21 protein-coding genes, 1 tRNA gene and 1 pseudogene are annotated in these 25,741 nt (G+C 65.8%); 14 read left to right on the forward strand and 9 right to left on the reverse strand.

Going from position 1 to position 25,741, the window contains the following annotated elements; translation table 11 throughout:
• Window positions 1-74 precede the first annotated feature (74 nt).
• The 4 genes and pseudogenes from ACGLHR_RS39910 to ACGLHR_RS39925 all read left to right on the forward strand — a co-directional run.
• Window positions 75-695 (forward strand): annotated as a pseudogene (locus ACGLHR_RS39910) (SDR family oxidoreductase); the annotation flags it as partial.
• A 261-nt stretch (window positions 696-956) separates the two neighbouring features.
• Window positions 957-3,065 (forward strand): elongation factor G, encoded by a 2,109-nt coding sequence (fusA, locus tag ACGLHR_RS39915; RefSeq protein WP_400101129.1) that lies wholly within the window; start codon window positions 957-959, stop codon window positions 3,063-3,065.
• An 80-nt stretch (window positions 3,066-3,145) separates the two neighbouring features.
• Complete coding sequence (locus tag ACGLHR_RS39920; protein WP_400101131.1) at window positions 3,146-3,427, forward strand: hypothetical protein; 282 nt, start codon at window positions 3,146-3,148, stop codon at window positions 3,425-3,427.
• A 281-nt stretch (window positions 3,428-3,708) separates the two neighbouring features.
• The gene (locus ACGLHR_RS39925; RefSeq protein ID WP_400101155.1) at window positions 3,709-4,635 is read left to right on the forward strand and encodes a tripartite tricarboxylate transporter substrate binding protein; all 927 of its coding nucleotides are present in this window, start codon (window positions 3,709-3,711) and stop codon (window positions 4,633-4,635) included.
• Window positions 4,636-4,809: 174 nt separating this feature from the next.
• Here ACGLHR_RS39925 and ACGLHR_RS39930 read toward each other — a convergent pair.
• The 3 genes from ACGLHR_RS39930 to fdxA all read right to left on the reverse strand — a co-directional run bounded on the left by ACGLHR_RS39930 (window position 4,810) and on the right by fdxA (window position 6,625).
• Window positions 4,810-4,885 (reverse strand) — tRNA-Asn (locus ACGLHR_RS39930).
• A gap of 208 nt (window positions 4,886-5,093) precedes the next feature.
• The gene (locus ACGLHR_RS39935) at window positions 5,094-6,203 is read right to left on the reverse strand and encodes an NAD(P)/FAD-dependent oxidoreductase (RefSeq protein ID WP_400101132.1); all 1,110 of its coding nucleotides are present in this window, start codon (window positions 6,201-6,203) and stop codon (window positions 5,094-5,096) included.
• Between the two features lie 98 nt (window positions 6,204-6,301).
• Window positions 6,302-6,625: a ferredoxin FdxA gene (fdxA, locus tag ACGLHR_RS39940; protein ID WP_267603796.1), complete on the reverse strand. Its 324-nt coding sequence runs from the start codon at window positions 6,623-6,625 to the stop codon at window positions 6,302-6,304.
• Between the two features lie 362 nt (window positions 6,626-6,987).
• Between fdxA and ACGLHR_RS39945 the strand changes: the two genes are divergently transcribed.
• From ACGLHR_RS39945 to rmuC, 6 genes are all read left to right on the forward strand, one after another.
• On the forward strand, window positions 6,988-7,521 hold the full coding sequence (locus ACGLHR_RS39945) for a hypothetical protein (RefSeq protein WP_400101134.1): 534 nt from the start codon (window positions 6,988-6,990) through the stop codon (window positions 7,519-7,521).
• 93 nt (window positions 7,522-7,614) lie between these two features.
• Window positions 7,615-8,793 carry a nicotinate phosphoribosyltransferase gene (gene pncB / locus ACGLHR_RS39950; RefSeq protein ID WP_400101136.1) on the forward strand — a complete coding sequence of 393 codons (1,179 nt, stop codon included), beginning with the start codon at window positions 7,615-7,617 and terminating at the stop codon, window positions 8,791-8,793.
• An 89-nt stretch (window positions 8,794-8,882) separates the two neighbouring features.
• Window positions 8,883-9,569, forward strand: coding sequence for a lactate utilization protein C (locus ACGLHR_RS39955; protein ID WP_400101138.1), 687 nt, complete (start codon window positions 8,883-8,885; stop codon window positions 9,567-9,569).
• Between the two features lie 177 nt (window positions 9,570-9,746).
• Window positions 9,747-11,189: a sodium:proton antiporter gene (locus ACGLHR_RS39960; RefSeq protein WP_400101139.1), complete on the forward strand. Its 1,443-nt coding sequence runs from the start codon at window positions 9,747-9,749 to the stop codon at window positions 11,187-11,189.
• Between the two features lie 8 nt (window positions 11,190-11,197).
• Complete coding sequence (locus tag ACGLHR_RS39965; protein ID WP_318231410.1) at window positions 11,198-12,196, forward strand: D-glycerate dehydrogenase; 999 nt, start codon at window positions 11,198-11,200, stop codon at window positions 12,194-12,196.
• A 32-nt stretch (window positions 12,197-12,228) separates the two neighbouring features.
• Entirely contained in the window at window positions 12,229-13,698 is a 1,470-nt protein-coding gene (rmuC, locus tag ACGLHR_RS39970; protein WP_400101141.1) for a DNA recombination protein RmuC, read from the forward strand.
• A 71-nt stretch (window positions 13,699-13,769) separates the two neighbouring features.
• Here rmuC and ACGLHR_RS39975 read toward each other — a convergent pair whose 3' ends face one another.
• From ACGLHR_RS39975 to ACGLHR_RS39995, 5 genes are all read right to left on the reverse strand, one after another.
• Complete coding sequence (locus tag ACGLHR_RS39975; RefSeq protein WP_006158586.1) at window positions 13,770-14,036, reverse strand: hypothetical protein; 267 nt, start codon at window positions 14,034-14,036, stop codon at window positions 13,770-13,772.
• A gap of 219 nt (window positions 14,037-14,255) precedes the next feature.
• Window positions 14,256-15,533, reverse strand: coding sequence for a gephyrin-like molybdotransferase Glp (gene glp / locus ACGLHR_RS39980; protein ID WP_400101143.1), 1,278 nt, complete (start codon window positions 15,531-15,533; stop codon window positions 14,256-14,258).
• Window positions 15,534-15,568: 35 nt separating this feature from the next.
• Window positions 15,569-16,168 carry a molybdenum cofactor guanylyltransferase MobA gene (mobA, locus tag ACGLHR_RS39985; RefSeq protein WP_400101145.1) on the reverse strand — a complete coding sequence of 200 codons (600 nt, stop codon included), beginning with the start codon at window positions 16,166-16,168 and terminating at the stop codon, window positions 15,569-15,571.
• 46 nt (window positions 16,169-16,214) lie between these two features.
• Complete coding sequence (moaA, locus tag ACGLHR_RS39990; protein WP_400101147.1) at window positions 16,215-17,339, reverse strand: GTP 3',8-cyclase MoaA; 1,125 nt, start codon at window positions 17,337-17,339, stop codon at window positions 16,215-16,217.
• A gap of 223 nt (window positions 17,340-17,562) precedes the next feature.
• Window positions 17,563-20,754 (reverse strand): Rne/Rng family ribonuclease, encoded by a 3,192-nt coding sequence (locus tag ACGLHR_RS39995; protein WP_400101149.1) that lies wholly within the window; start codon window positions 20,752-20,754, stop codon window positions 17,563-17,565.
• A gap of 767 nt (window positions 20,755-21,521) precedes the next feature.
• On the opposite strand from ACGLHR_RS39995, the gene ACGLHR_RS40000 reads away from it, so the two are divergent.
• From ACGLHR_RS40000 to ACGLHR_RS40015, 4 genes are all read left to right on the forward strand, one after another.
• Complete coding sequence (locus ACGLHR_RS40000; protein WP_267603791.1) at window positions 21,522-22,523, forward strand: RluA family pseudouridine synthase; 1,002 nt, start codon at window positions 21,522-21,524, stop codon at window positions 22,521-22,523.
• A gap of 19 nt (window positions 22,524-22,542) precedes the next feature.
• Window positions 22,543-23,202 carry an HAD-IA family hydrolase gene (locus ACGLHR_RS40005; RefSeq protein WP_400101150.1) on the forward strand — a complete coding sequence of 220 codons (660 nt, stop codon included), beginning with the start codon at window positions 22,543-22,545 and terminating at the stop codon, window positions 23,200-23,202.
• Entirely contained in the window at window positions 23,195-23,587 is a 393-nt protein-coding gene (locus ACGLHR_RS40010) for a Rieske (2Fe-2S) protein (RefSeq protein WP_318231403.1), read from the forward strand. The genes ACGLHR_RS40005 and ACGLHR_RS40010 overlap by 8 nt, the downstream gene beginning before the upstream one ends.
• A 61-nt stretch (window positions 23,588-23,648) precedes the next feature.
• Entirely contained in the window at window positions 23,649-24,818 is a 1,170-nt protein-coding gene (locus tag ACGLHR_RS40015; protein ID WP_400101152.1) for a S49 family peptidase, read from the forward strand.
• 81 nt (window positions 24,819-24,899) lie between these two features.
• On the opposite strand, the gene ACGLHR_RS40020 is transcribed toward ACGLHR_RS40015, so the two are convergent.
• The gene (locus ACGLHR_RS40020; RefSeq protein WP_318231401.1) at window positions 24,900-25,631 is read right to left on the reverse strand and encodes an SAM-dependent methyltransferase; all 732 of its coding nucleotides are present in this window, start codon (window positions 25,629-25,631) and stop codon (window positions 24,900-24,902) included.
• Window positions 25,632-25,741: the final 110 nt, after the last annotated feature.

Consider the following 25,741-nt stretch of genomic DNA (forward strand, 5'->3'; position numbering starts at 1 on the left):
GCTTTACGAACCATCGCACATCCTTCTACACGAGGAACGTGCCTATTATTACATTATTGAATTAGAAATGGAATTACACGCGCAGCAAGCAGGAAGTGGAGGTGCTGCTGCGCAACAGCTTGCCCGACCTGCCGCTGGTGGTGGCGCGCCCCTCCATCGTGGTGGGGCACACCGTGCTGGGCACGCAGCCCTCGGCCAGCATCTTCTGGCTTTTCCGGATCATCCACCAGTCGCGCCGCTATACCGCGGGCCCGCATACCCGCATCGACGTGATCGCCGTGGACGACTGCGCGCGGGCCTTGCTGCAGTTGGCGGTAAAGCCCGAGCTGCGCTTCGATGCCTACCATCTTTCGGCCGGAGCGCGCGCGCCAACCATTGCGCAGGTGATCGCCGCCATGGACGAGGCAGCCTTGAGCGAGGACGCGCCCGCCTACCGTCTATGCCCGCCCAGCGAACTCCCCGCGCTGGCGAGCGACGTAGCACGCAAGGAGCGCATCAGCAACCGGCGCCTGATCGAGCGCGCGCTGCGGCTGTACGCGGGCTTTGCCGAGCTCGGCTATGTCTTTGACAACGGGCGCATCCGGGAGGAGATCGATTTCGAGCCCTTGTCGATCACGGACTACGTCAGCGAATGCATGCGCACCTCGCGCGGCGTCGGCATCCTCGAGCAGATGAGCTGGGATTTCAAGTCATGATGAGCATGCCTTCCATCATTGCAACCTTTGGCCGAGGCATTGTGCGGGCCGCAGGCCTCGGTGCCGTGCTGGCCGCCTAGCCCCGGCGGGGAACGATCCGGGGTGAACGTGATGCGGGCGGTACTTTTTACCGGCTGATGAGCCAGCGAGACGTGGGCCGCCAATGGCTGTGGCGGCCCGGCAAGCCGCCCATGGCTTACCGTACGATGCGGCGCCTGTAGAAGTGTTACTCTTTTGAGTGATGCCTACCAGGAGATCACCGTGAGCCGCAAAACCCCCATCGAGCGCTATCGGAACATCGGTATCAGCGCGCACATCGACGCTGGCAAGACCACCACCACCGAACGCATCCTCTTCTACACCGGGGTCAACCACAAGATCGGCGAAGTCCATGACGGCGCGGCCACCATGGACTGGATGGAGCAGGAGCAGGAGCGCGGCATCACCATCACCTCGGCCGCCACCACGGCGTTCTGGAAGGGGATGGCCGGCAATTATCCTGAACATCGCATCAATATCATCGACACCCCCGGGCACGTGGATTTCACCATCGAGGTAGAGCGTTCGATGCGCGTGCTCGATGGCGCATGCATGGTCTACGATGCGGTGGGCGGCGTGCAGCCGCAGTCGGAAACGGTCTGGCGCCAGGCCAACAAGTACAAGGTGCCGCGCATCGCCTTTGTCAACAAGATGGACCGCGTCGGCGCGGACTTCTTCCGGGTGCGCTCGCAGATTGCCGACCGGCTCAAGGGCACGCCGGTGCCGATCCAGATACCGATCGGCGCCGAGGAAGGCTTCCAGGGCGTGATCGACCTGGTCAAGATGAAGGCCACCGTCTGGGACGACATCAGCCAGGGGCTGCACTTCGAATATCGCGAGGTGCCGCCCGAACTGCTGGAGCTGGCCAAGGAGTGGCGCGAGAAGATGGTCGAGGCCGCGGCGGAGGCCAGCGATGAGCTGCTGCACAAATACCTCGGCGGCGAGCCGCTGACGGAGGACGAGATCAGGGCGGCGCTGCGCAAGCGCACCGTCGCCAACGAGATCGTGCCGATGCTGTGCGGCAGCGCGTTCAAGAACAAGGGCGTGCAGACGCTGCTCGATGCGGTGATCGACTACCTGCCGTCGCCGGCGGACGTGCCCGCGATTCTCGGCCATACCGAGGACGACAAGGAGGCCGAGCGCCATCCCAATGACGACGAGCCGTTCTCCGCGCTGGCCTTCAAGATCATGACCGATCCCTTCGTCGGGCAGCTGATCTTCTTCCGCGTCTACTCGGGCGTGGTGAACTCCGGCGACACGGTCTACAACCCGGTCAAGGAGAAGAAGGAGCGGCTGGGACGGATCCTGCAGATGCATGCCAACGTGCGCAGTGAAATCAAGGAAGTGCGCGCTGGCGACATTGCCGCGGCGGTGGGGCTGAAGGAGGCGACCACTGGCGACACGCTGTGCGATCCCGATCACGTGATCATCCTCGAGCGCATGAGCTTCCCGGACCCGGTGATCTCCCAGGCGGTCGAGCCCAAGACCAAGGCCGACCAGGAGAAGATGGGCCTGGCGCTGAATCGCCTGGCGCAAGAGGATCCCTCGTTCCGCGTGCATACCGACGAGGAGTCCGGCCAGACCATTATCTCCGGCATGGGCGAGCTCCACCTGGAAATCCTGGTGGATCGCATGCGCCGCGAGTTTGGCGTGGAGGCCTCGGTCGGCAAGCCGCAGGTGGCCTACCGCGAGACCATCAAGCAGGGGGTGAAGGACATCGAAGGCAAGTTCGTCAAGCAGTCAGGCGGGCGCGGCCAGTACGGCCACGTGGTGCTCGATCTGGAGCCGCAGGCGCCGGGCAAGGGCTATGAGTTTGTCGATGCCATCAAGGGCGGCGTGGTGCCGCGCGAGTTCATTCCCGCCGTGGACAAGGGTATCCGGGAAACGCTGGCGTCGGGCGTGCTGGCAGGCTACCCGGTGGTGGATGTCAGGGCCACGCTGGTATTCGGCTCCTATCACGATGTCGACTCGAACGAGAATGCATTCCGCATGGCCGGCTCGATGGCGTTCAAGGAGGGCATGCGCCGCGCCAAGCCGATCCTGCTCGAGCCGATGATGGCAGTGGAGGTCGAAACGCCCGAGGAATTCACCGGCAACGTGATGGGCGACCTGTCGTCGCGCCGGGGCATCGTGCACGGCATGGAGGACATCGCGGGCGGCGGCGGCAAGTCGGTGCGTGCCGAGGTGCCGCTGGCCACCATGTTCGGCTACTCGACCTCGCTGCGGTCCCTGACCCAGGGCCGCGCCACCTACACCATGGAGTTCAAGCACTACACGGAAGCCCCGGCGAGCGTGGCCGAGGCGGTCATCAACAGCCGGCACACGCGCTAGCGTGCATTGAATGGCCGGGCAGGGCAGGGCAAAGGCGCCGCGTGGCATGCGGCGCCGCTTCGACTTGATGGGAGAGTGCAATGGCCAAGCATCTGTTTTCCCAATTCCCCGAGGACGAGCAACGCGCGGTCGTGGCCGTCTGCTCACGGCTGGGCTTTGTGCCGGACGACTTCGAGATCACCGACGAAGGCTTCCAGCCCGATAACGGCGACCCGGCGCCGCGCCAGGTCAGCGTGCGGCGCCCCGCGACGGATGCGCAGAGTGCCTATGACGCGAGCGAAGGGCCCGGCTGGATCGAGGAATTCGAGAGCGATCTCGAGTGCGGCCTGTTCGGGCAACCTTCAGGGCACGCGCCAGCCTAGGGGCCAGGCATAGGCGCGCATAGGCGCGCTTAGGCGGCGCTCGACGGCATCATCCTGTACGCTTGCGCAATCACATCGGCGCGGCATCCTGCCGTGCCACAAAAATAACTCGGAGACGATCCATGCAGCGGGGTTTGCCGGCTAGCGTGCCATCACTTGTGCCTGCTTTCTTGTCATCTTTTTCGCTTGCCTTCCCGGCGGGTTTTGCCTCATCGGCCCCGGTCGCCCATGCCGGCCGGCGCCGGCAACTTGCCGCATGGCTCGCCACCGCGCTCCTTGGCCTGCCGGCGTTGGTCGCGGCACAGGCCGTGGATGGCTATCCGTCCAAGCCGATTCGCGTCGTGGTGCCCTATTCAGCAGGCGGCGGCGCGGACAATGCGGCGCGCGTCATCACCGCCCAGATGGGCGTGCTGCTCAAGCAGCAGATGGTGATCGACAACAAGCCGGGCGCCAGCGGCACCATCGGCGCCGCGGCGGTTGCCCAGGCGCCGGCCGATGGCTATGTGGTGCTGTACGACGCGTCCACCTTCGTCGTCAATCCGGCGCTGCGCAAGCTGCCGTTCGATGTGGCCAAGGATTTCCTGCCGGTCTCGCTGGCGGTCACGGCGCCCAATATCCTGGTGGTGCCGCCCAACGCCCCCTACAAGACGGTTGGCGAGTTCCTCGACTACGCACGTCAGCATCCCGGCAAGACGACCTACGCGTCGTACGGGCCCGGCAGCCCTGCGCACATGGTCGGCGAGCTGCTCAAGAGCCAGGCCAAGGTCGACCTGCTGCATGTGCCGTACAAAGGCGGCGCGCCGGCCCTGACCGATGTGATGGGTGGGCAGGTCGATGCCTATTTCGCCAACGCGGCGTCTGGCTTGCCCTATGTGAAGGCCGGCAAGCTGCAGGCGCTGGCGGTGACTTCCGCCAAACGCATGCCGGCATTGCCCGACGTGCCGACGCTGGTGGAAAGCGGGCTGGCGGGCTTCGACGTACTGGAATGGAATGGCTTGTTCGTGCCCAAGGGAACGCCGCCGCAAGTGGTGGCGCGGCTGGCGGCGGCCGTGCGGGCCGCGGTCAACGATCCCAAGGTCAATGCCCGGCTGCTGGATCTTGGCGTGGTGCCGGTCGGCAGCAGTCCACAGGACTTCGGGCAATTCCTGCAGACCGAGCTGACGCGCTGGGCGCGGCTGGTCAAGCAGAACAGCATTGCGATCGAGTAGGCAATAGTGCAGGGCGGGATGTGGCTGCGGGGCTAGGAACCGCAGCGGTTCTGCAGTTGGGCTGCGGCAGTCCCGATCCCGATCCCGATCCCGAAGCACCGAAGAAGTCCGATGCACAAATCCGATGCACAAATGGAAAAGGCCCGCAATTTCTTGCGGGCCTTTCACATTCTTTGGCTCCCCGAGCTGGGCTCGAACCAGCGACCTGCGGATTAACAGTCCGTCGCTCTACCAACTGAGCTATCAGGGAACAGCTGAGAAAAGGATTTTAACCAGTTTCTCGTTTATCCGTCAATACCTGCGCTGCAATTTCTTGCTGGCGGTGCTACGGAACTTCTGGTTCCGCCCCGATGTTCCGAGGCAGGGCCGCATTATAGAAGGTCTTTCGGATTTTTGCCATAAAAAATCGCCCCGAAGGGCGATTTTTTTCTCCATGCACTTTGCCAGGCGCGCCGGGCTCAGTCGAACACCGGCGAATCGACGCCGAGGATCTTGTGCAGCTTCGGCGAGGTGGTCGTGTACTGCATGTGGATTTTCTTCTCGGGGAAGATGTAGGGCGCGGCGCCGAAGGCGGCCAGCGCGGCTTCATGGAAGCCCGAGAGGATCAGCTTCTTCTTGCCGGGGTAGGTGTTGATGTCACCCACCGCGAAGATGCCCGGGATGTTGGTCTCGAACTTCTCCGTGTCCACCTTGACCTGCTTGCGCTCAAGGTCCAGGCCCCATTCGGCGATCGGGCCCAGCTTGGGCGACAGGCCGAAGAACACCAGCAGGTCGTCGAGCGGCAGGCGGCGGGTCACGCCGTCGGCGCCCGTCACCTTGATCTCGGTAAGGAGGCCCTCTTTTTCCTCGTAGCCGCTGATCTGGCCCACCAGGAGCTGCATCTCCATCTGCTCGCACAGGTCCTTCATCTTGGCGACCGATGCCGGCGCGGCGCGGAAGCCGTCGCGGCGATGGATCATCACCACGGATTCGGCCTTGCCGACCAGGTCCAGCGTCCAGTCGAGCGCGGAGTCGCCGCCGCCGACCACGACCAGGTTGCGGCCGTGGAAGCGGCTCGGATCCTTCACGCGGTAGAACAGCTGCTTGCCGTCGAACTTGTCGATGCCGTCCACCTTGACCGTGCGCGGCTGGAACGAGCCCACGCCGGCGGCGATGAAGATGGTCTTGGTGATGAAGCGGGTGCCGAGCGAGGTCTCGACGAAGAAGCGGCCGTCTTCGCGGCGCTCCACCACAGCCACTTCCTGGCCCAGATGGAAGGTCGGCTCGAACGGCTCGATCTGCTTGAGCAGGTTGTCCGTCAGTTCCTGGCCGGTGCAGATGGGCACGGCCGGGATGTCGTAGATGGGCTTGTCCGGATAGAGCTCCACGCACTGGCCGCCGACCACCTTGAGGGAGTCGATCACGTGCGCCTTGATTTCGAGCAGGCCCAGTTCGAAGACCTGGAAGAGTCCGACCGGACCGGCACCGACGATCAGCGCATCGATTTCCAGCGGGTGGCCGCCGCCAGCGTTGCCGGCGGCAACGTGGTTGGTGGCGTCGGCGACGGGGTTAGGGATGCTCAAGTCCATATTCGTCCTGATACGTTGTGGGCACAGGCGTGCCCGGCATTGCGGGAAAGCGCGTGGGTGGGGACGGCTTTCTGACCTGTCTTTTGGTGTTGCAGGTATCAGCGTTGCAGGTATTGCAGCTTGTCGGCCGTGTCCTTCCACTCCTCGGCTTCGGCCAGCGGGGCCTTGGTCTTGGTGATGGAAGGCCAGTTGCGTGCCAGCTCGGCGTTCAGGTCGATGAACTGTTGCTGGTCGCCCGGCACGTCTTCCTCGGCGTAGATCGCGTTGACCGGGCATTCCGCCACGCACACCGCGCAATCGATACACTCATCCGGGTCGATGGCGAGGAAGTTGGGGCCTTCGCGGAAACAATCGACCGGACACACGTCAACGCAGTCGGTATAGCGGCAACGGATGCAGGATTCGGTGACAACGTGAGTCATTTCGGTTCCAGAAAAACAGGATCGGCTTCGATGGGAATGGATTTGGCCTGTTGTGCCTTGCTCATCACGCCGGTGCGGGCCTACCCTGGAGTCACTGGGTTCACCATACGCGGCGCGAGCGAAGGCCGTGGCCTATCAAAGACCGATATTGTAGCTGAGCCATTAAGCAAGGGTAGTCGCTCTATATAGCCAGATCAGATAGTTTTCTTATTTCTTTATGTGCATTTGATCCAAGGCAGCCGGCGTCGTGTCCGCCGATGTGCTTTTCTGGCCGGTGCGGCGTTGGCGTTGTATGCTGCCTGAGCTTGCCTGAGCTTGCCTGCGCGGTATTGCCGCGTGCCTAACCCAGTGAGGAGTGCGTCATGCCCAGACCCGCCCGGGAGTCGTCGCGCAGCCGCGGTTTCAGCCGGGCGGCGAGCGCCTTGCTATGCCTGGCGGCGCTGGCCATGCCGGCCGCGCATGCGCAGACGCTGGCCAAGGCCGGGCCCCCGGACAGCGTGGTGGCCCGCTTGATGGCGTGGCGCACGATGAGCGACAGGCCGGTATCCCTGAGCGCGCTGGCGCGCTTCGATTGGGACGATTTCGGCGTGATAGTCGAGGCGGCGGGGGAGGGCATGGCCAATTGCGGCCAGGCCGGGTTCCTGCCGTGCGACGCCGGCCTGCAGCCCGAGCGTGGCGCGCCGGTCCAGGTGCTGGTGTTCCGCCGCGGCACGCAGCGGGTCTACCAGGAGCGCATCACGGCCCATTCGGCAACCTTCGCCGAACCGCTGCCTGCCGATGTGCCCCGGGCGCAGGCCACGCTGATTGGCTGCCCCGGCTATCGCGGGCAGGTCCTTTGGTGCCTGCGCGGCAGCGCGCGGGGCCGCCAGCCCGATCCTTTCCTCGATGGCGCATGAGGCCGGCCGGCATGGCCGATGCGGCTTCATGGGCTGAGCGCCGCGCTTTCGGTTAGCATGGCGCTCTGACTCGGCACTGCCGTCTGGCCCGACATGATCATTACCTCTTTGCTCGACACCGACCTGTACAAGTTCACCATGATGCAGGTGGTGCTGCATCACTTCCCGGCGGCACAGGTCGAGTACCGCTTCAAATGCCGTAACGCGGGGGTCGACCTGACGCCCTACGTGGACGAGATACGCGACGAAGTGGCGCAGCTGTGCCAGGTCCGCTTTACGCCGGACGAGCTGCAATACCTGCGCGAGCTGCGCTTTATCAAGAGCGATTTCGTCGACTTCCTCGGCCTGTTCCACCTCAACGAGAAATACGTGACGATCAAGCCCGCGGCCTGCGGCAGCGGCGAGATCGAGATCACCATCCGCGGGCCGTGGCTGCATACCATCCTGTTCGAGGTGCCGTTGCTGGCCATCGTCAACGAGGTCTATTTCCGCCGCACCCAGCCGCAGCCGGACTGGAGCGAGGGACGCAAGCGCCTGGAAGACAAGCTGGCCTTGCTGAAGATGCCTGCCCACGCCGACTGCGTGATCGCCGACTACGGCTCGCGCCGCCGTTTCTCGCGCGACTGGCAGGAGGAGGTGTTGCAGACCATGCGGCGCGTGCTCGGTCCGCAATTGGCCGGCAGCAGCAACGTGCATTTCGCGCGCTTGCACAACCTGGTCCCGCTCGGCACCATGGCGCATGAATACCTGCAGGCCTGCCAGGCCTTGGGGCCGCGGCTGCGCGACTCGCAGGTGTTCGCGCTGGAAGTGTGGGCCAAGGAGTACCGCGGCGACCTCGGCATTGCCTTGTCCGACACCTATGGCTTCGATGCCTTCCTGCGCGATTTCGACCTGTACTTCTGCAAGCTGTTCGATGGCGTGCGGCACGATTCCGGCGACCCCATCGCCTGGGGCGAACGCATGCTGGCGCACTACGCCGCTGGCCGTGTCGACCCGCTGGGCAAGACGCTGATCTTCAGCGACAGCCTCGACATCCCGCGCGTGATCGAGCTGTACGAACGCTTCGGCGGGCGCTGCCGGCTTGCCTTCGGCGTGGGCACCAACCTGACCAACGATCTCGGCTACACGCCGCTGCAGATCGTCATCAAGATGACCCGCTGCAATGGCCAGCCGGTGGCCAAGCTGTCGGACACGCCCGAGAAGACCATGTGCGACGATCCCGCTTACCTGGCGTACCTGCGGCAGGTATTTGGCATCAAGGCGCCAGCCTAGCGCTTGATGCAAGCGCGCTGCCGCAGCCGCTGCCCCCAAATCCACTAAGCCACCAAGCCACCAAGCATCCAACCTCCGGAAATCGACTCATGGATACCACCTCCGCCCGCGATCGCATCTTTGCCCGCATCCGCGCCGCCCAGGGCCGCGCGCCCGGGGTGAGCAACGGCGAGCGCGCCGCGGTGGCCGATTACCTCGCGCGCCATCCTGCCGGCCCCCGGCCGCTGGCGCCGGCGGACCGGATCCAGGCCTTCCACGAGCAGGCGCAGAAGATGGCCTCCACGGTGGAACGGGTGGCCACGATGGCCGATGTGCCGGCCGCGGCCGCGCGCTACCTGGACAGCCTCGGCCTTGGGCGCCGCGCCGTGGCATGGGACACCCTGGCCGCGCTGGACTGGCAAGGGCAGGGCTTGACGGTGGAGTGCCGGCCACCCATCCGCGATGCGCAGGCCGATCACGACCATGGCGACATGGTCGGCATCACCGGCTGTTTTTGCGCGATCGCCGAGACCGGCTCGCTGATGCTGCTGTCCGGCCCGCAGACGTTCGCGTCAGCCGCGCTGTTGCCCGAGACACATATCGCGGTGGTGCCGGTCTCGCGCATCGTCGATGGCCTGGAAGACGCCTTCGCGCTGGTGCGCAGCGAGCGCGGGGAGTTGCCCCGTGCCACCAATACCATCAGCGGGCCCTCGCGCACCGGCGACATCGAGCAGACCATCGTGCTCGGCGCGCACGGCCCATACCGCGTGCACGTGATCCTGGTCGAGCAAGACTGAGCGCGGCTGGCCGGCGCGTCCGGAATCGGTGGAGTCGCGCGGCGATTGCTTTACACTTGAGGGCCTCGCCACGCGCCCGCGGCCCGCTCGCCGGGCCGCTCGGGTTCGTGCGCCTTCTCCGCTCGCGGCCAACATCAGGCCCGGGTGCCGCAATCCGATACAAGGAGACCCCGCCCGATGCGACGTGCCCCCGCACTGCCATCCCTGCTGGCCCCGTTGTTGTTCACCCTGTTGCTCTCGCTGGCGCCGAGCCTGGCACACGCCGCCGATCTCGATGGCGCCACGCTGTCGCCGCTGTGGGCCTTGCCCTTCGCCGGCACCTTGCTGTCGATCGCGCTGTTCCCGCTGATCGCGCCGCGCTTCTGGCATCACCACTACGGCAAGATCATCGCAGGCTGGGCAGTGCTGTTCCTGGTGCCGTTCGCGCAGGCCTTCGGCGTGCATGCCGCCGCCGCCAATGCCGTGCACGCGTTGCTGTCGGAGTACATCCCCTTCATCGCGCTGATCGCCGCGCTCTATATCGTGGCCGGTGGCATCTGCGTGCGTGGCAACCTGCACGGCACGCCGCGCCTGAATACCGGCCTGCTTGCGCTCGGCACGGTGCTGGCCAGCCTGATGGGCACCACCGGCGCCGCCATGCTGCTGATCCGGCCGCTGTTGCGCGCCAACGACAACCGCAGGCATGTGGCGCACGTGGTGGTGTTCTTTATTTTCCTGGCGGCCAATGCGGGCGGCGCGCTGACGCCGCTGGGCGATCCGCCGCTGTTCCTGGGTTTCCTGAAAGGCGTGGATTTTTTCTGGACCCTGCGCAACATCCTGCCCGAGACGCTGTTCATCTGCATCTCGCTGCTGGTGATCTTCTATTTCGTCGATCGCCACTACTACCTGAACAAGGAAGAAGAGCTGCCGCAAGCGGCCGATCCCACGCCCGACTCCGCGGGCATCCGCATCGAGGGCAAGCGTAATTTCGTGCTGCTGCTGGCGGTGGTTGGCCTGGTGCTGATGAGCGGGCTCTGGAAGCCCGGCATCGAGTTCAACCTGATGGGCACCCTGGTCGGCCTGCCCGCGGCGGTGCGCGATGTGCTGCTGGTGGCAGTGGCGCTGCTGTCCCTGCTGATCACGCCGATCACCGCGCGCACGGGCAACGAATTCAACTGGGAACCGATCCTGGAAGTCGGCAAGCTGTTCGCCGGGATCTTCCTCACCATCATTCCCGTGATCGCCATGCTCAAGGCCGGCACCGACGGCGCCTTCGCCGGCGTGATCCGCATGGTCAGCGATGCCGGCGGCCAGCCCATCGACAGCATGTATTTCTGGGCCACGGGCATTCTCTCGTCCTTCCTGGATAATGCGCCGACCTACCTGGTGTTCTTCAACACCGCGGGCGGCGACCCCGCCACGCTGATGACGCGCGACGCCTCGACGCTCGCGGCCATCTCGGCCGGTGCCGTGTTCATGGGCGCCAATACCTATATCGGCAACGCGCCCAACCTGATGGTCAAGGCGATTGCCGAGAGCCGCGGCGTGCGCATGCCCAGCTTCTTCGGCTACATGCTGTGGTCGATCTGCGTGCTGGTGCCGATGTTCCTGGTGATGACCTTTCTCTTCTTCCACGTGTGAGTGTGAGCATGACCAAGCCTTCCATCCTTGTGACCCGCGCCGTCTTTCCCGAGGTGATCGACCGGCTCGCGCAATACTTCGACGTCGACGACAACCAGCAGGACGTGGCGCTGGATGGCGCCGCGCTCAAGGCGCGCCTCGCCGGCAAGTCCGGTGTGCTGGCCAATGCCGCGGACCGCATCGATGCCGGGCTGGTGGCCGGGCTGCCGGCCTTGCGCGCGGTCTGCAACATGGCGGTGGGGTACAACAACCTCGATGTGCCGGCGCTGACCGCCGCCGGGATCGTGGCCACCAATACGCCCGATGTGCTGACCGAGACCACGGCCGATTTCGGCTGGGCCTTGCTGATGGCGACCGCGCGCCGCGTGACCGAGTCCGAGCACTGGCTGCGCGCCGGCAAGTGGGAGCGGTGGAGCTACGACATGTTCCTCGGCATGGACCTGTACCGCAGCACGCTCGGCATCCTTGGCATGGGCCGCATCGGCCAGGCGCTTGCACGCCGCGCGGCGGGGTTTGGCATGTCGGTGCTCTATCACAACCGCAGCCGCTTGGCCGATGAAACCGAGCGCGCGCTCAACGCGCGCTATGTCAGCAAGGCCGAGCTGCTGGCGCAGTCTGACCACCTGCTGCTGGTACTGCCCTATAGCGCGCAGAGCCATCACAGCATCGGCGCGGCCGAGCTGGCGCAGATGAAGCCGTCGGCCACGCTGGTCAACCTGGCGCGTGGCGGCGTGGTCGACGATGCCGCGCTGGCCGATGCGCTGCGAGAGCGGCGCATCTTCGCTGCCGGGCTCGACGTGTTCGAGGGCGAGCCGCAGGTCCATCCCGGCCTGCTGGCGGTGCCCAATGTGGTGCTGACCCCGCATATCGCCAGCGCCTCGGAGAAGACCCGCCGTGCCATGGCGGATCTCGCCGCCGACAACCTGATCGCCGCGCTCGACACGGGACCGCAGGCAGGGCATCCGCCTTCGGTGATCAATCCCGAAGTGATGGCGCGCCGCCGCTGATTCTCTTGCTGCCAACCCCTGCTAACCCATTCATGAATTTGATTCCCCTGTTGACCCTGGCCCTTGCGCTGGCAGCCGTGCTGCTGCTGGTGGTGTTGTTGCTGCGACCGCGTGTCGCACAGGACGGCGCCGGCCCGGAGCTGCTGCGCCAGCTCGCCGAACTGCGCGCCGAAGGTGCGCGCGGCAATGAGCGTCTGGAGCGCGAACTGCGCACCGAGGTGACCGAGAGCGCGCGCGTCGGCCGTGGCGAAGCCGGCCAGCAGATGATGCGTTTCCAGCAGGCGCTGTCCTCGCAGCTCACCAGCATCGCCACGCTGCAGAACAACCAGATCGACATGTTCGCGCAGCAGCTTGCCAAGCTGACCGAGTCCAACGCCCAGCAGCTCGAGCAGGTCCGGCAGAACCTGCTGCAACAGGGCCAGCAGGCACGCGACGAGCAAGGCAGCGCGCTGCGCCGTTTCGGCGACGGGCTGCAGCAGCAACTGGCGCAGATGTCCGAGGGCAACGAGCGGCGCCTGGGCGAGGTGCGCGCCACGCTGGAGCAGCGGCTCAAGGAGATCGAGGTCAACAACGCGGCCAAGCTCGAGGAGATGCGCCGCACCGTCGACGAGAAGCTGCACGCCACGCTGGAGCAGCGGCTGGGCGAGTCCTTCAAGCTGGTCTCGGACCGGCTCGAGCAGGTGCACCGGGGCCTTGGCGAAATGCAGGCGCTGGCGCAGGGCGTGGGCGACCTCAAGCGGGTGCTGACCAATGTCAAGTCGCGCGGGACATGGGGCGAAGTGCAGCTGGAGATGCTGCTCGAGCAGGTGCTTACCGCCGAGCAGTACGCCAAGAACGTGGAGACGGTGCGCAATACCGGTGCGCGCGTGGAGTTTGCGATTCGCCTGCCGGGCAAGGACGCTGACGGCGGGCAGGTATGGCTGCCTATCGACGCCAAGTTTCCGAAGGAGCAGTACGAGCGCCTGCTCGACGCGCAGGAGCGCGGCGATGTCGATGGCGTTGTGCTGGCCGGGCGCGAACTGGAAGCCGCGATCAAGCGCGAGGCCCAGACGATCTCCGAGAAATACGTGTCGCCGCCGGCTACCACGGACTTCGCCATCCTCTTCCTGCCCACCGAGGGGCTGTATGCCGAAGTCTTGCGGCGCCCCGGGCTGGCCGACCTGCTGCAACGCAATTTCCGCGTCACGGTAGCCGGGCCGACCACGCTGGCCGCATTGCTCAACAGTCTGCAGATGGGGTTTCGCACCCTGGCGCTGGAGCGGCGTTCGAGCGAAGTGTGGGAGGTGCTGGGTGCGGTCAAGACCGAGTTCGGCAAGTTCGGCGATGTGCTGGCCAAGACCCGCGACACGCTGGAGCGCGCTGCCCGCAACATCGAGCAGGCCGAGGTGCGTACGCGCCAGATGGAGCGCAAGCTGCGCACCGTGGAGGCGCTGCCGGGCGAGAACGCGCAGGAACTGCTGGGCTTGGCCGCCGTGGCGGATGACGAGGCCGCAGGCGGTTGAGACGCAAAAAGCCGAGCAAAAAAAAACGCATCGATTCGATGCGCTTTTTTACTTTCTGGCGGCTGGCTGTTTCAGGACAGGTCGCGGATCGTCACTTCGATGCCGCCGAAACGCGCTGCCACCCAGTTGTAGGCCTTGCAGGCCAGCCAGAGCAGGCCAAAGCCGATCAGCGCATTGAGAATCAGTGCCGTGAAGACGGTGATGCCGGGCAGGTCACCATAACGGATAAAGGCCACGAACAGGCCCAGCGAGACGATGGGTACCGAAAAGCACAGGTACACGAGCACGAGCGCGCGGGCGGTTTTGACCGGGTGGAGGTACGCAATCTCCTGATTCATGACAGCTTGGGCAGTAAGCAAAGTAATGTTGCGCAAGTGTATCCAATGGGGGAGGCGGCGCATAGTCCGGCACTCGCGGGGTATGGAAAACCGCCGATCTGCTTGCTAAACCCGGGCAAATCTGCTGCGCAAAAACGACACAAAGGTGAAGCCGGCGCACCGTGGCGGCCCTGGTGGGAGCCAACAAGGGCGCCATGAAGGGGGCAGTGAGGGCACCCCCTACATCAGCCCGTCGAAGAGCATGACCTCGACCTCATCGCCCGCCGCGACCATGCCCTGTTCATGCCCGAGCACGATGAAGCAATTGGCCTCGCTCATCGAGCGCAGCACGCCCGAGCCCTGCTGCCCGGTGATGCTCACCTTCCAGCCGCCCTCCGGGGCCGGCGCCAGGATGCCGCGCTGGTACTCGGTGCGGCCAGGCTTCTTGCGGATCGCCTGGGCGCTGCGCACGCGCATCAGTGGCAGGGGCGCCACCTTCGCGCCCATCTGGCGGTGCAGGGCGGCCCGCACGAAATGATAGAACGTCACCATGACCGCCACCGGGTTGCCCGGCAGGCCGAAGAGCAGCGCCTGGTGGCCGTGGGAGGCAATGCGTCCGAAGGCCATGGGCCGGCCGGGGCGCATGGCGATCTTCCAGAAGGTCACATCGCCAAGCTGGGCCATGATCTGCTTGGTGTAGTCGGCTTCGCCCACCGATACGCCGCCCGAGGTGATGACCGCGTCGGCGTTTTCGCACGCGCTGCGGAACGCCGCTTCCAGCGCGGCGGGATCGTCGCGCACCACGCCCATGTCGATCAGGTCGACGTTCAGCCGCCGCAGCATGGCGTGCAGCGTGTAGCGGTTTGAGTCGTAGACACAGCCGGCGTCGAGCGTCTCGCCGATCGAGCGCAGTTCGTCGCCGGTGGAGAAGAACGCCACGCGCAGGCGGCGCCGCACCTTGACTTCGGCCACGCCCAGCGATGCCAGCAGCCCAAGGTCGGCTGGCTGCAGGATGCGCCCGGCGGCCAGCGCCGGCTGGCCGATGGCGAGGTCTTCGCCCCGCAGGCGGCGGTTGTCGCCGGCCCGTACCGCCCTGGCCTCAAAGCGAACCTGTTCGCCTTGGATGTCGACGAATTCCTGGGGAATCACGGTGTCGCAGCCGGCTGGCATGATGGCGCCGGTCATGATGCGCGCCGCCTGCCCGCGTGCCACCGCTTGCTCGCAGGCAGCGCCGGCGAAGGCGCTGCCGACCACCGTCAAGGTCACGTTGCCGCCGGCGGCCAGCTCGCTGCTGGCGAACGCATAGCCGTCCATGGCGGAGTTGTCGTGCGCCGGCACGTCCAGCGTGGAGATGACGTCTTCGGCCAGCACGCGATCGAGCGCCGTGCGCAGGGCGACCTGCTCGGTGCCGCGCACCGGTTCGACCACCTCGCCGATGATCTGGTTGGCCTGCGCCACCGGCAACGCACCGGGATCGTAGTCGGACAGGCAGGAAATGACGGATTGTAGTGATGGCATGGACCGTTCCCGGGGCAGCGGCCTGGCTTAAGTTGTCAGCGCGCTTCGAGCGTGCGCAACTCATCCAGGGTATTGATATTGGCGAAGGCGCCGGCGTCTTCGAACAGCACCTCGGCCAGGCGGTGCGAGGCGGCCCAGGTTTCGATCTTGCGGCCGCCGCCGTTGAGGAAAGCCACCAGGCCGTCGAGCGCCGTGGCCGGCATCAGGCAAAACACCGGCTGGACCTGCCGGCGGCCATCCGCGTCGATGGTGACGGGGATGGCCATCTCGGCGCCTTGCTCATCGATCGCGCTCGCCAGGCGCGTGGCCAGGTCGGATGGCAGGAAAGGCGAGTCGCAGGGGGCGCTCAGCATCCAGCCCGTCTGGCATTGCTCCAGCCCGGCCAGCATGCCGGCGAGGGGTCCGGCGAAGTCCGGCACCGAATCGGTGACCACCGGCACGCCGAAAGACTCATACGCGGCCAGGTTGCGGTTGGCGTTGATCAACATGCCGCCGGTCTGCGCAGACAGGCGCATCAGCGTATGCATCGCCATGGGCGCGCCCCGGAACGGTTGCAGACCCTTGTCGGTGCCGCCCATGCGGCTACCCCTGCCGCCGGCGAGGATCAGGCCGGTAATGTCTTCGCGAGAAATCATTGGGGGATGGGAGGGTAGGGAGCTGGGTTGGGCGGGGCGGCTGCCATCAGCCGCCGATATACGACATTTCGATCTTGCTCTCGGCGCGTGCCTGCCGCACCGCGGGGTCGCTGCGCTGTTCCGAGTAGTGATCGGTGCGCCCTTGCCAGACCCCGGCAATGGCATTCGAGATTTCCAGGTCGCTGTGCTCGCCGCGCAGCAGCGCTCGCAGGTCGTAGCCTTCGGTGGCGAACAGGCACAGGTAGAGCCGGCCTTCAGTCGACAGGCGGATGCGGCTGCAGTCCCCGCAGAAGGCGTGGGTCACGCTGGAGATCACGCCGATCTCACCGGCGCCGTCGCGGTAGCGCCAGCGCTCGGCGGTCTCGCCGCTATAGTTGGCGGAGATGGCTTCCAGCGGGAATGCCTCGTGGATGCGGCGTACCACTTCGGCCGAGGGCAGTACCTCGTCCATCTGCCAGTGGTTGCTGGCGCCCACGTCCATGAACTCGATAAAGCGCATGATGATGCCGCTGTTACGGAAATGCGTGGCCATCGGCACGATTTCCCCGTCGTTGGTGCCGCGTTTGACCACCATGTTGACCTTGATCGGCGCCAGCCCGACGGCCTGCGCGGTCTCGATGCCGTCCAGCACATCGCGCACCGCGAAGTCGACATCGTTCATGCGGCGGAAGGTGGCGTCGTCGATGGCGTCCAGGCTCACGCTCACCCGCGTCAGGCCGGCATCGCGCAGCGCGCGCGCCTTGCGGGCCAGCAGCGAGGCGTTGGTGGTGAGGGTGAGGTCCAGCGGCTTGCCCGACACCGTCTCGATGCGCGCCAGCATTTCCACCAGCTTCTCGATGTTCTTGCGCAGCAGCGGCTCGCCGCCGGTCAGGCGGATCTTCTCCACCCCGTGCGCAACAAACAGGCGGGCGGCGCGCTCGATTTCCTCGAAGCTCAGCAACTCGGAGTGCGGCAGGAAGGTGTAGTCCTTGTCGAACACTTCCTTGGGCATGCAGTAGACGCAGCGGAAATTGCAGCGATCCGTGACCGAGATGCGCAAATCATGCAGCGGCCGGCCGCGCGTATCGGCAACCAGCCCGGACGGTGCGGCGAGCACAGCCGGAATGCTTGGCGTCATCGAGCGGTAGCGATGGTCGCGCAGGTCGAAAATGGGGATGACGGATTCGGTCATGGCCTGGGGGCGTGGCAGTGCAGGTGACGGGGGCTCTAGGCGCCAGCGCGGATGCGTGGGGGCGAGCAACGCCCGTTCCGGGCACCATCTTTCGGGTGCCCTCTATTTGTTATTCTAGCCGAGCCGGGCATGGTACCGCCGGCATCACCCGGGACATAGCCCGCGGGCATGAAAAAGGGACGGCATCGCCGTCCCTTTCCTTGCTACCCCGAGAGGGTGCCGCTTACTTCTGCGGCGTCGTCTGCGCGGTATCGCCACCGGTCTCGACCAGGATCATCGGACCTTCAGGCAGCGGCGGCAGGGGCTTGCGCTCCCGCACCACGCGCGGCGCCGGCGGGATGCTGGCAGCCGCTTCCTGCGCGGCGCGCAGCTTGCTGGTGTCGGTGTTGACCCACTCCAGGCCAGCCGAAGCCAGCATGGGTTGCAGGCTTTCGACTGCCACCGCGGCTACCGGGGCTACCGTTGCCACCGGGGCTGCGGCCGGCACGGGTGCCGGTGCGGCCGCGGGTGCTGCTGCCGGCACTTCAATGGCAGGCGCCACGACAGCAGGGGCTTCCACGATAGCTTCCGCCACAACCGGAGCCGGTGCCGGCTGGTAGGCGGCCGGGCTTGCTGCGACCGTTTCAACCACCGGTTCAGCCACCGGCTCGGCAACCGTTTCAACGATCGGTGCAGCGACCGGCGCCGAGATGGGCGCGGCTTGCACGAACACCGGCTCTGCCGGCAGTGCCAAGGGCTGTTGCGCCACGGCAGCTGCTTCGGCGGGCTGGTAGGCCGGAGCGCTCGGCGCGGCTTCGGCAACCGTCATGGCAGCGGCTTCGACCGCGGGCGCTTGGGCGACAACAGCCGGGGCGGCGGCCTGGGTGCTTTCGCGCACTTCCGCCGTGTACTCGCCTTCAGCGCTTTCCGCGCCTTCGGTTGCCTGGACGCTGTCATCGCGTTCGCGGCGATAGCGGTTGCGGCCACGGCGATTGCGGCGGCGGCGTTCTTCACCTTCACCGTTCTCGGTGCCTTCCGTGCCTTCCGTGCCTTCCGGCAGGTCGGTGCGTGCGTTGTCGGCGTCGTCGTGCGGGGCAAACGCTGCGGCTACGGCCGGTGCTGCTACGACAGCGGCTGCGGTCGCGGCTACGGCTTCGGCAGCCAGGCCTTCGGCGGCTTCGCCTTCGCGCGGCGCGTCTGCTCGTTCACGCTGGCGGTCGCGCTGGCGCTCGCGGCGTTCCTGGTTGCGGTCGCGGCGGCCTTCGCCACGGCCTTCCGTACGCTCGGACGGTGCACCCTCGGGCTGGCGGGCCGGCTGGACTTCCAGTGCGGCCTGGCGCGGGGCGCGGCTACTGCGCTCGCCGCGTTCACCGCGTGGCTCACCACGCTCGCCACGTTCACCGCGCGCTTCGACGCGCTCGCCACGCTCCGTGCGCTGTTCGCCACGGTCCGTGCGCTCGGTGCGCTCACCACGTTCCTGGGGGGCGCGCTCGCCACGCTGGCCGCGGCCCTGGCGCTCGCCACGCTCGCCGCCGCGTTCACTGCGCTCGCCACCACGTTCGCCGCGCTGGGCACGGCCTTCGCCGCGTTCGCCACGCTGGCCGCGCTCGCGACGGCTCTCACCGCTGCGCTGTTCCGCGTCAACCGGCTTGGCCGGTTCGACGGCGGGTGCTGCGGGCTTGGCGCCGAACAGGTTCTTCAGCCAGCCGATAAAGCCACCGCCGACCACGGGCTGGGTAGCCGGCACCGGACGTGCGGCTGCTGCGGCTGCCTCCGGGCGCGGGGCGCGTTCGGCGCGCGGCACGGAGACGGGCGCCGGCTGTTCCGGGGTGATGCCCTTGACGGCAGCTTCCTGGCGCGGCTTGGCGTCTTCCTTCTTGCGGCTGCTGTAGCTGGTGTCGGCTTCCAGTTCCTTGGCGGCAGCCTCGACCATCTTGTAGCTGGCCATGCTGTCTTCCAGGCGCGGGTCGTCGTGACGCAGGCGCTCCAGCTTGTAGTGCGGGGTCTCCAGGTGCTTGTTGGGGATCAGCAGTACGTTGACCTTGAAGCGCATCTCGATCAGGTTGATGTCCTGGCGCTTCTCGTTGAGCAGGAACGCAGCCACTTCCACCGGTACCTGGCAGTGGATGGCGGCGGTGTTTTCCTTCATCCCTTCTTCCTGGATGATGCGCAGGACCTGCAGGGCGGAGGATTCGGTATCGCGGATATGGCCGGTGCCGTTGCAACGCGGGCAAGTGATGTGCGAGCCTTCCGACAGCGACGGGCGCAGGCGCTGGCGCGACAGCTCCATCAGGCCGAAGCGGCTGATCTTGCCCATCTGCACGCGGGCGCGGTCATGGCGCAGGGCATCCTTCAGGCGCGTTTCCACGTCCTTCTGGGCCTTGCTGGCTTCCATGTCGATGAAGTCGATCACGATCAGGCCGCCCAGGTCGCGCAGGCGCAACTGGCGGGCGATTTCGTCGGCGGCTTCGAGGTTGGTGCGCAGCGCGGTTTCCTCGATGTCGGCGCCCTTGGTGGCGCGGGCCGAGTTCACGTCCACCGACACCAGGGCTTCGGTATGGTCGATCACGATGGCGCCGCCCGAGGGCAGCATCACCATGCGCGAATAAGCCGACTCGATCTGGTGCTCGATCTGGAAGCGCGAGAAGAGGGGGACGTCGTCCCGGTACTTCTTCACGCGGTTCATGTTGTCGGGCATGACCACGCTCATGAAGGCGCGGGCCTGCTCGTAGATTTCGTCGGTGTCGATCAGGATCTCGCCGATATCCGGCTGGAAGTAGTCGCGGATCGCGCGAATCACCAGGCTGGACTCGAGATAGATCAGCAGCGGGGCCTTGTTGTCGCCGGCGGCGCCGTCGATGGCCTTCCACAGTTGCAGCAGGTAGTTCAAGTCCCACTGGAGCTCTTCGGCGGAGCGGCCGATGCCCGCGGTGCGGGCGATGATGCTCATGCCCTCGGGCACGGCCAGCTGGCCCATGGTCTCGCGCAGTTCCTGGCGGTCCTCGCCCTCGATGCGGCGCGATACGCCACCGCCGCGCGGGTTGTTGGGCATCAGCACCAGGTAACGGCCGGCCAGCGAGATAAAGGTGGTCAGCGCAGCGCCCTTGTTGCCGCGCTCTTCCTTTTCTACCTGGACGATCAGTTCCTGGCCTTCGTGCAGTGCGTCCTGGATGCGCGCGTTGCGCACGTCCACGCCTTCCTTGAAAAAGGCGCGTGCTACTTCCTTGAAGGGCAGGAAGCCGTGGCGTTCTTCGCCGTAGTTGACGAAGCAGGCTTCCAGCGAGGGCTCGATCCGGGTGATGACACCCTTGTAGATATTGCCCTTGCGCTGTTCGCGCCCGGCGGCTTCGATGTCGATGTCGATCAGTTTCTGACCATCGACGATGGCGACGCGCAGTTCTTCTTGCTGCGTCGCGTTGAAAAGCATGCGTTTCATCGCATTACCTCACTCAATGCCGCGGATTGCACCGGCATGCGGTGCCCGCGGCGTTCCGTGGAGCACGCGAGGGAGCGAGTGAGGGCGCGAGAATTGCCGAAAGCGCCGTCGCGCAAATGAGCGCGGCCGGCTGGGCACGGGTGAAAGAGAGGTAACGACGTCGAAAGCGCCGTCCGCATGGTCGGAGAGAACGCCGGTGTGCTGCTCTGCGCAGCGACCCAGCGGGTTTCCGGCTGGCATGGCGGCGGTGCGGGCGCGAAGGGGCGCCATCACACCGCGGCCGGCCGCGGAAGGGCTAGACGCGTCAAAGAGCAAGTTTGTCGTCACGGCAATGCTGCTTCGCTACCTGACATCTCCTGGCGGGCGCACCTACTGCTTCTTGGAGTTCTGCGACCGGGCGCCGGTATAACCAGTCAGGTGGCGTTGGAAGCATGCCGGCGGCACCGTTTCCCGGTGCGGGCGGGACTTCTCTCACCAGAGCGGATGCCGGGTGGGCATCCACTATCAAATTCTGTTCTACCTGAACACTCTATTCCCACGTGACCGCCATCAGCGCCGAAGTTGCCTTTGGGCGACTTCCTGCGCGGGCGATACCGTGCGTGCTGCGTTTTTTGCTGCCATTCACCAGCCCGGGGCTCGCGTGGTACGCAAAGAAGCGGGAGGCTGGCAGGGCTGGCGGCAACCCGAAGTGTAAAATACGACGAATCGCCTACACCTGACTTGCGCTACCGGTCTTTGGCCGGGACAGCGAGGAAATTATATTGAAAATGAATGAGTTACGCCATCAAATTGAAAAAGAGGCGCGGCCCGCCGCGGCCGGCCCCCAGGTGGCGTACGTAACGATTGGCGACGAAGCCGATGGCCAGCGCATCGACAACTTCCTCCTGAGGCTCTCGAAAGGGGTGCCCAAGAGCCATGTCTACCGCATCCTGAGGTCGGGTGAAGTGCGCGTAAACAAGGGGCGGGTCGATGCCACCTATCGGCTGCAGCTGGGCGATGTGGTGCGGATTCCGCCCATGCGTGTGGCGGCTCCGGCACCGGATGCCGGCAAGTTCGTACCGCCGGCCAGCTTCCCGGTGGTCTTTGAGGATGAATACCTGCTGGTGATCAACAAGCCTGCCGGGGTCGCCGTGCATGGTGGCTCCGGGGTGGCGTTCGGCGTGATCGAGCAGTTGCGGCGCGCGCGTCCACAGGCCAAATTCCTGGAACTCGTCCATCGGCTCGACCGCGAAACCTCCGGCCTGCTGGTGCTGGCCAAGAAGCGCACGGCGCTGGTGAACCTGCACGAGCAGATGCGCGGCAGTGCACTCGACAAGCGTTACTTCGCCTGCGTGGCTGGTCATTTCGAGAACGCCCGGCAGCACGTGAAGTTCCCGCTATATAAGTACACCACCCCGGAAGGCGAGCGCCGCGTGCGGGTGCAGGAAGACGGGATTGCCGCGCATACCGTGTTCAACCGGCTGGAGGTGATGCCGGGCTACACCTTGCTCGAGGCCGAGCTGAAGACCGGGCGGACCCACCAGATCCGGGTCCACCTGGCGCATGCGGGCTTCCCGATTCTCGGCGACGAGAAATACGGCGATTACGCCCTCAACAAAGCGCTGGCCCGCAGCGGCGCCAATCCCGGGCTCAAGCGCATGTTCCTGCACGCGCACAGCCTGACATTTACGCATCCGATAAGTGGTGAAATCACCACTGTCGTTGCACCCATGCCGCCGGAGTGCGAAGCGTTCCTGCAGCAAGCCCGTAACCAGCGCGCCGCTGACTAAGGCGCTAACGAGGATATAAATGGCCAGGCAACGCTTCGACCTGATCGTGTTCGACTGGGATGGAACCCTGATGGATTCCACCCCGACCATCGCCAAGTGCATCCAGCTGGCCAGCCGCGACCTTGGCCTGCCGGTGCCCGACGACAGTGCCGCCAGCCACGTGATCGGACTGGGACTTAAGGACGCGCTGTCGTACGCCGTACCGACGCTGGATCCCGTCGACTATCCCAAGCTGGCCGAGCGCTACCGCTTCCACTTCCTGACCCGCGACGCCGAGCTGGTGTTGTTCGACGGAGTGCGCGAGATGCTGGAAGCCCTGCACGCCGAGCACTATTTCCTTGGTGTGGCCACGGGCAAGACCCGCGTCGGCCTGCAGCGCGCCCTGGAGGCGACCGGCCTCGTGCGCCTGTTCGACGGCACGCGTTGCGCCGACGAGACCTTCTCCAAGCCTCACCCGGCCATGCTGCAAGAGCTGACTCGCGAGCTTGGGCAGGATATGGAGCGCACGGTGATGATCGGCGATACCACCCATGACCTGCAGATGGCGGCCAATGCCGGCGCGGCGGGGATCGGCGTAGGCTATGGCGCCCATCCCGCGGACGCCCTGCGCGCGATGGCGCCGCTGCATTGCGCGTCGTCCATCGCCGACCTGAAGGACTGGCTGCTGACGCATGCTTGACGCCATGGGCCCGGGGATGACGGGCGAGCGCCGCCTGTGCGCGGCCGAAGACCTGGCTGAAGGTGGCGCCGGGGTCCGCTTCGTGGTCGAGGTTGGTGGGCGCTCGTTGAGCGCGTTTGTCGTGCGCTTTGAGGGGGGCGTCCATGGCTACCTGAACCAGTGCGCCCACGTGCCGATGGAGCTCGATTGGCAGGAGGGACAGTTTTTCGAGTCCTCGGGCCTATACTTGATGTGCGCGACACATGGCGCGGTTTATGCACCGGATAGTGGCTTGTGCGTGGGCGGCCCTTGTCGGGGCGCTTCATTGTCCAAGCTGCGCGTCGAAGAGCGCGACGGCGATGTGTACTGGTTGCCGGAAAGTCCATACGAAGCACCCGCGGGCTAGCGGGCAGCCGGCAGACGCGGCGCCCGGCCAGCCTATCTATTCATAATCAAGAGCCAATTGCATGACTGAACAGCAAAAACCGCCGCAGGACGAATCCGGCAAGGCGCAGGAACCGGCGGCTCCTGCCGGCGCCGGGGCGTCCGGGGCGGGGGATGACCGGCTGGAAACCGCCTCGCAGGCGGATTTCCCGCTGGAGCAAGAGCTGCGTGCCGGCGATGCTGCTTCGCAGAAGGAAGCCAGTCAGCGCAAGGCGCGCTTGGCCGGCCGCGACGTCGGCCCGGTCCCCACGGGGACTGGCTGGGAGCGGGATGTGCTGGAGAGGGTGCTGATGGCGACGCTGCGCGAGCAGCGCGCGGCACGCCGCTGGCGCATATTCTTCCGCTTTGCCGGGCTCGCCCTGCTAGCGCTGATTTTCCTTGCTGTTTTCGACTTCAAGGGCGACGGCACGATTGCCACGAGCGGTCGCCACACGGCGATGGTGTCGCTCGACGGCGAGATCGCTGCCGGGACGCCGGCCAGCGCCGAATCGATCAACGCGGCCCTGCAGGCTGCGTTTGCCGATACCAATGCCGCTGGCATCATCCTCAAGATCAACTCGCCGGGCGGCTCGCCGGTGCAGGCCGGCATGATCAATGACGAGATCCACCGCCTGCGCACGCTTTATCCCGCCAAGCCGTTCTATGTGGTGGTGGAGGAGATTTGCGCCTCGGGCGGCTATTACGTGGCCGCGGCGGCCGACAAGATCTATGTCGACAAGGCCAGTATCGTGGGCTCGATCGGCGTACTGATGGACGGCTTTGGCTTCACCGGCCTGATGGACAAGCTGGGTGTGGAGCGCCGGCTTTATACCTCCGGCGCCAACAAGGGCATGCTCGACCCGTTCTCGCCGCAGGTGCCCCGGCAGAAGCAATACGCCGAAACCATGCTCAAGCAGATCCACCAGCAGTTCATCGACGTGGTCAAGGAAGGCCGTGGCGATCGCCTGAGGGATGATCCGGATCTGTTCTCCGGCTTGTTCTGGTCCGGCGAGCGCAGCGTTGAGCTGGGTCTGGCCGACGGCCTGGGCAATGCGGACTATGTGGCGCGGGATCTCTTCAAGGCCGGGGATATTGTCGACTACACCGTCAAGGAGAACATCGCGGAGCGAGTGGCCAAGCGTTTCGGCGCGGCGATGGGCACGGCGGCGATGAAGACCATGTTGTTCGGCACGCGCGTGCAGGCCATGCACTAGACAAGCAAGCCGGCTCGGTGCAGAAAATGGGGCGGAAACGCCCCATTTTCTGTTCATTTTTTTCGCTTGCCGGCAGGCAGCTCAGGCTGCCAGCAGTGAAAAGATGGCCGGGCGCTTGTTCAGCGCCAGCCGCTCCGGGCGCCAATCGGAAATGGGCAGCGTGACGATGGCCTCGCTTGGCAGGGTCAGGTCTACTGCGATCGACAGCAGGCTGGTGCCTGCGCAATGCTGGCGCATGGCCTCCAGCAAGGGGCCATTGCGGTAAGGCGTCTCGATCCAGACCTGGGTCTGGCGTGCCTTGCGCGATAGCTGCTCCAGCTCGCGCAGGCGCTTGGCGCGCTCGCCGGCGTCCACCGGCAGGTAGCCGTTGAAGGCAAAACTCTGGCCGTTGAGGCCCGACGCCATCACGGCCAGCAGGATCGAGCTCGGGCCCACCAGGGGGCGCACGCGCACGCCCTTGGTGTGAGCCAGGCGCACCAGGTTGGCACCGGGATCGGCCACCGCCGGCACGCCGGCCTCCGACAGCAGGCCGCCGTCGCGCCCTTCGCGGATCGGCGCCAGCAGCGCGGCCAGTTCGCCTTCCCGCGTATTGACATTGAGCTCGCGGATCTCGATCTGCTGGATCGGTTTGGCCAGGGGGCAGGTTTCGCTGAGTTTCTTCAGGAAGGCGCGTGCCGTCTTGGCGTTTTCCGCCACCAGGTAGTCCAGGCTGGCAGTGATTTGCTGCACGCCCGCCGGAATGACATCCGCCAGCGGGTCGAACTCGTCGCGTTTGCCCAGGGTGTTGGGGATCAGGTACAGGGTGCCGCTCATGCTTGGGTTCTCATTTGTCTTCTGTGGCTTAGGCGCAATACTGTTCACTTCACAACCACTTTGGGGACGATTTGCTGATTCAGCGGCTCGGATCGCCGCCGGATTCGGAA

The sequence above is a fragment of the Cupriavidus sp. CuC1 genome, from assembly GCF_044627735.1.
Classification (GTDB): domain Bacteria; phylum Pseudomonadota; class Gammaproteobacteria; order Burkholderiales; family Burkholderiaceae; genus Cupriavidus; species Cupriavidus ulmosensis.

Coding starts and splice junctions, on each gene's coding strand:
- ACGLHR_RS39920 (WP_400101131.1), top strand. CDS start 3,146: ATGGCCAAGCATCTGTTTTCCCAATTCCCCGAGGACGAGCAACGCGCG.
- ACGLHR_RS39935 (WP_400101132.1), bottom strand. CDS start 6,203: ATGGACTTGAGCATCCCTAACCCCGTCGCCGACGCCACCAACCACGTT.
- fdxA (WP_267603796.1), bottom strand. CDS start 6,625: ATGACTCACGTTGTCACCGAATCCTGCATCCGTTGCCGCTATACCGAC.
- ACGLHR_RS39945 (WP_400101134.1), top strand. CDS start 6,988: ATGCCCAGACCCGCCCGGGAGTCGTCGCGCAGCCGCGGTTTCAGCCGG.
- pncB (WP_400101136.1), top strand. CDS start 7,615: ATGATCATTACCTCTTTGCTCGACACCGACCTGTACAAGTTCACCATG.
- ACGLHR_RS39955 (WP_400101138.1), top strand. CDS start 8,883: ATGGATACCACCTCCGCCCGCGATCGCATCTTTGCCCGCATCCGCGCC.
- ACGLHR_RS39960 (WP_400101139.1), top strand. CDS start 9,747: ATGCGACGTGCCCCCGCACTGCCATCCCTGCTGGCCCCGTTGTTGTTC.
- ACGLHR_RS39965 (WP_318231410.1), top strand. CDS start 11,198: ATGACCAAGCCTTCCATCCTTGTGACCCGCGCCGTCTTTCCCGAGGTG.
- rmuC (WP_400101141.1), top strand. CDS start 12,229: ATGAATTTGATTCCCCTGTTGACCCTGGCCCTTGCGCTGGCAGCCGTG.
- ACGLHR_RS39975 (WP_006158586.1), bottom strand. CDS start 14,036: ATGAATCAGGAGATTGCGTACCTCCACCCGGTCAAAACCGCCCGCGCG.
- glp (WP_400101143.1), bottom strand. CDS start 15,533: ATGCCATCACTACAATCCGTCATTTCCTGCCTGTCCGACTACGATCCC.
- mobA (WP_400101145.1), bottom strand. CDS start 16,168: ATGATTTCTCGCGAAGACATTACCGGCCTGATCCTCGCCGGCGGCAGG.
- moaA (WP_400101147.1), bottom strand. CDS start 17,339: ATGACCGAATCCGTCATCCCCATTTTCGACCTGCGCGACCATCGCTAC.
- ACGLHR_RS39995 (WP_400101149.1), bottom strand. CDS start 20,754: ATGAAACGCATGCTTTTCAACGCGACGCAGCAAGAAGAACTGCGCGTC.
- ACGLHR_RS40000 (WP_267603791.1), top strand. CDS start 21,522: ATGAATGAGTTACGCCATCAAATTGAAAAAGAGGCGCGGCCCGCCGCG.
- ACGLHR_RS40005 (WP_400101150.1), top strand. CDS start 22,543: ATGGCCAGGCAACGCTTCGACCTGATCGTGTTCGACTGGGATGGAACC.
- ACGLHR_RS40010 (WP_318231403.1), top strand. CDS start 23,195: ATGCTTGACGCCATGGGCCCGGGGATGACGGGCGAGCGCCGCCTGTGC.
- ACGLHR_RS40015 (WP_400101152.1), top strand. CDS start 23,649: ATGACTGAACAGCAAAAACCGCCGCAGGACGAATCCGGCAAGGCGCAG.
- ACGLHR_RS40020 (WP_318231401.1), bottom strand. CDS start 25,631: ATGAGCGGCACCCTGTACCTGATCCCCAACACCCTGGGCAAACGCGAC.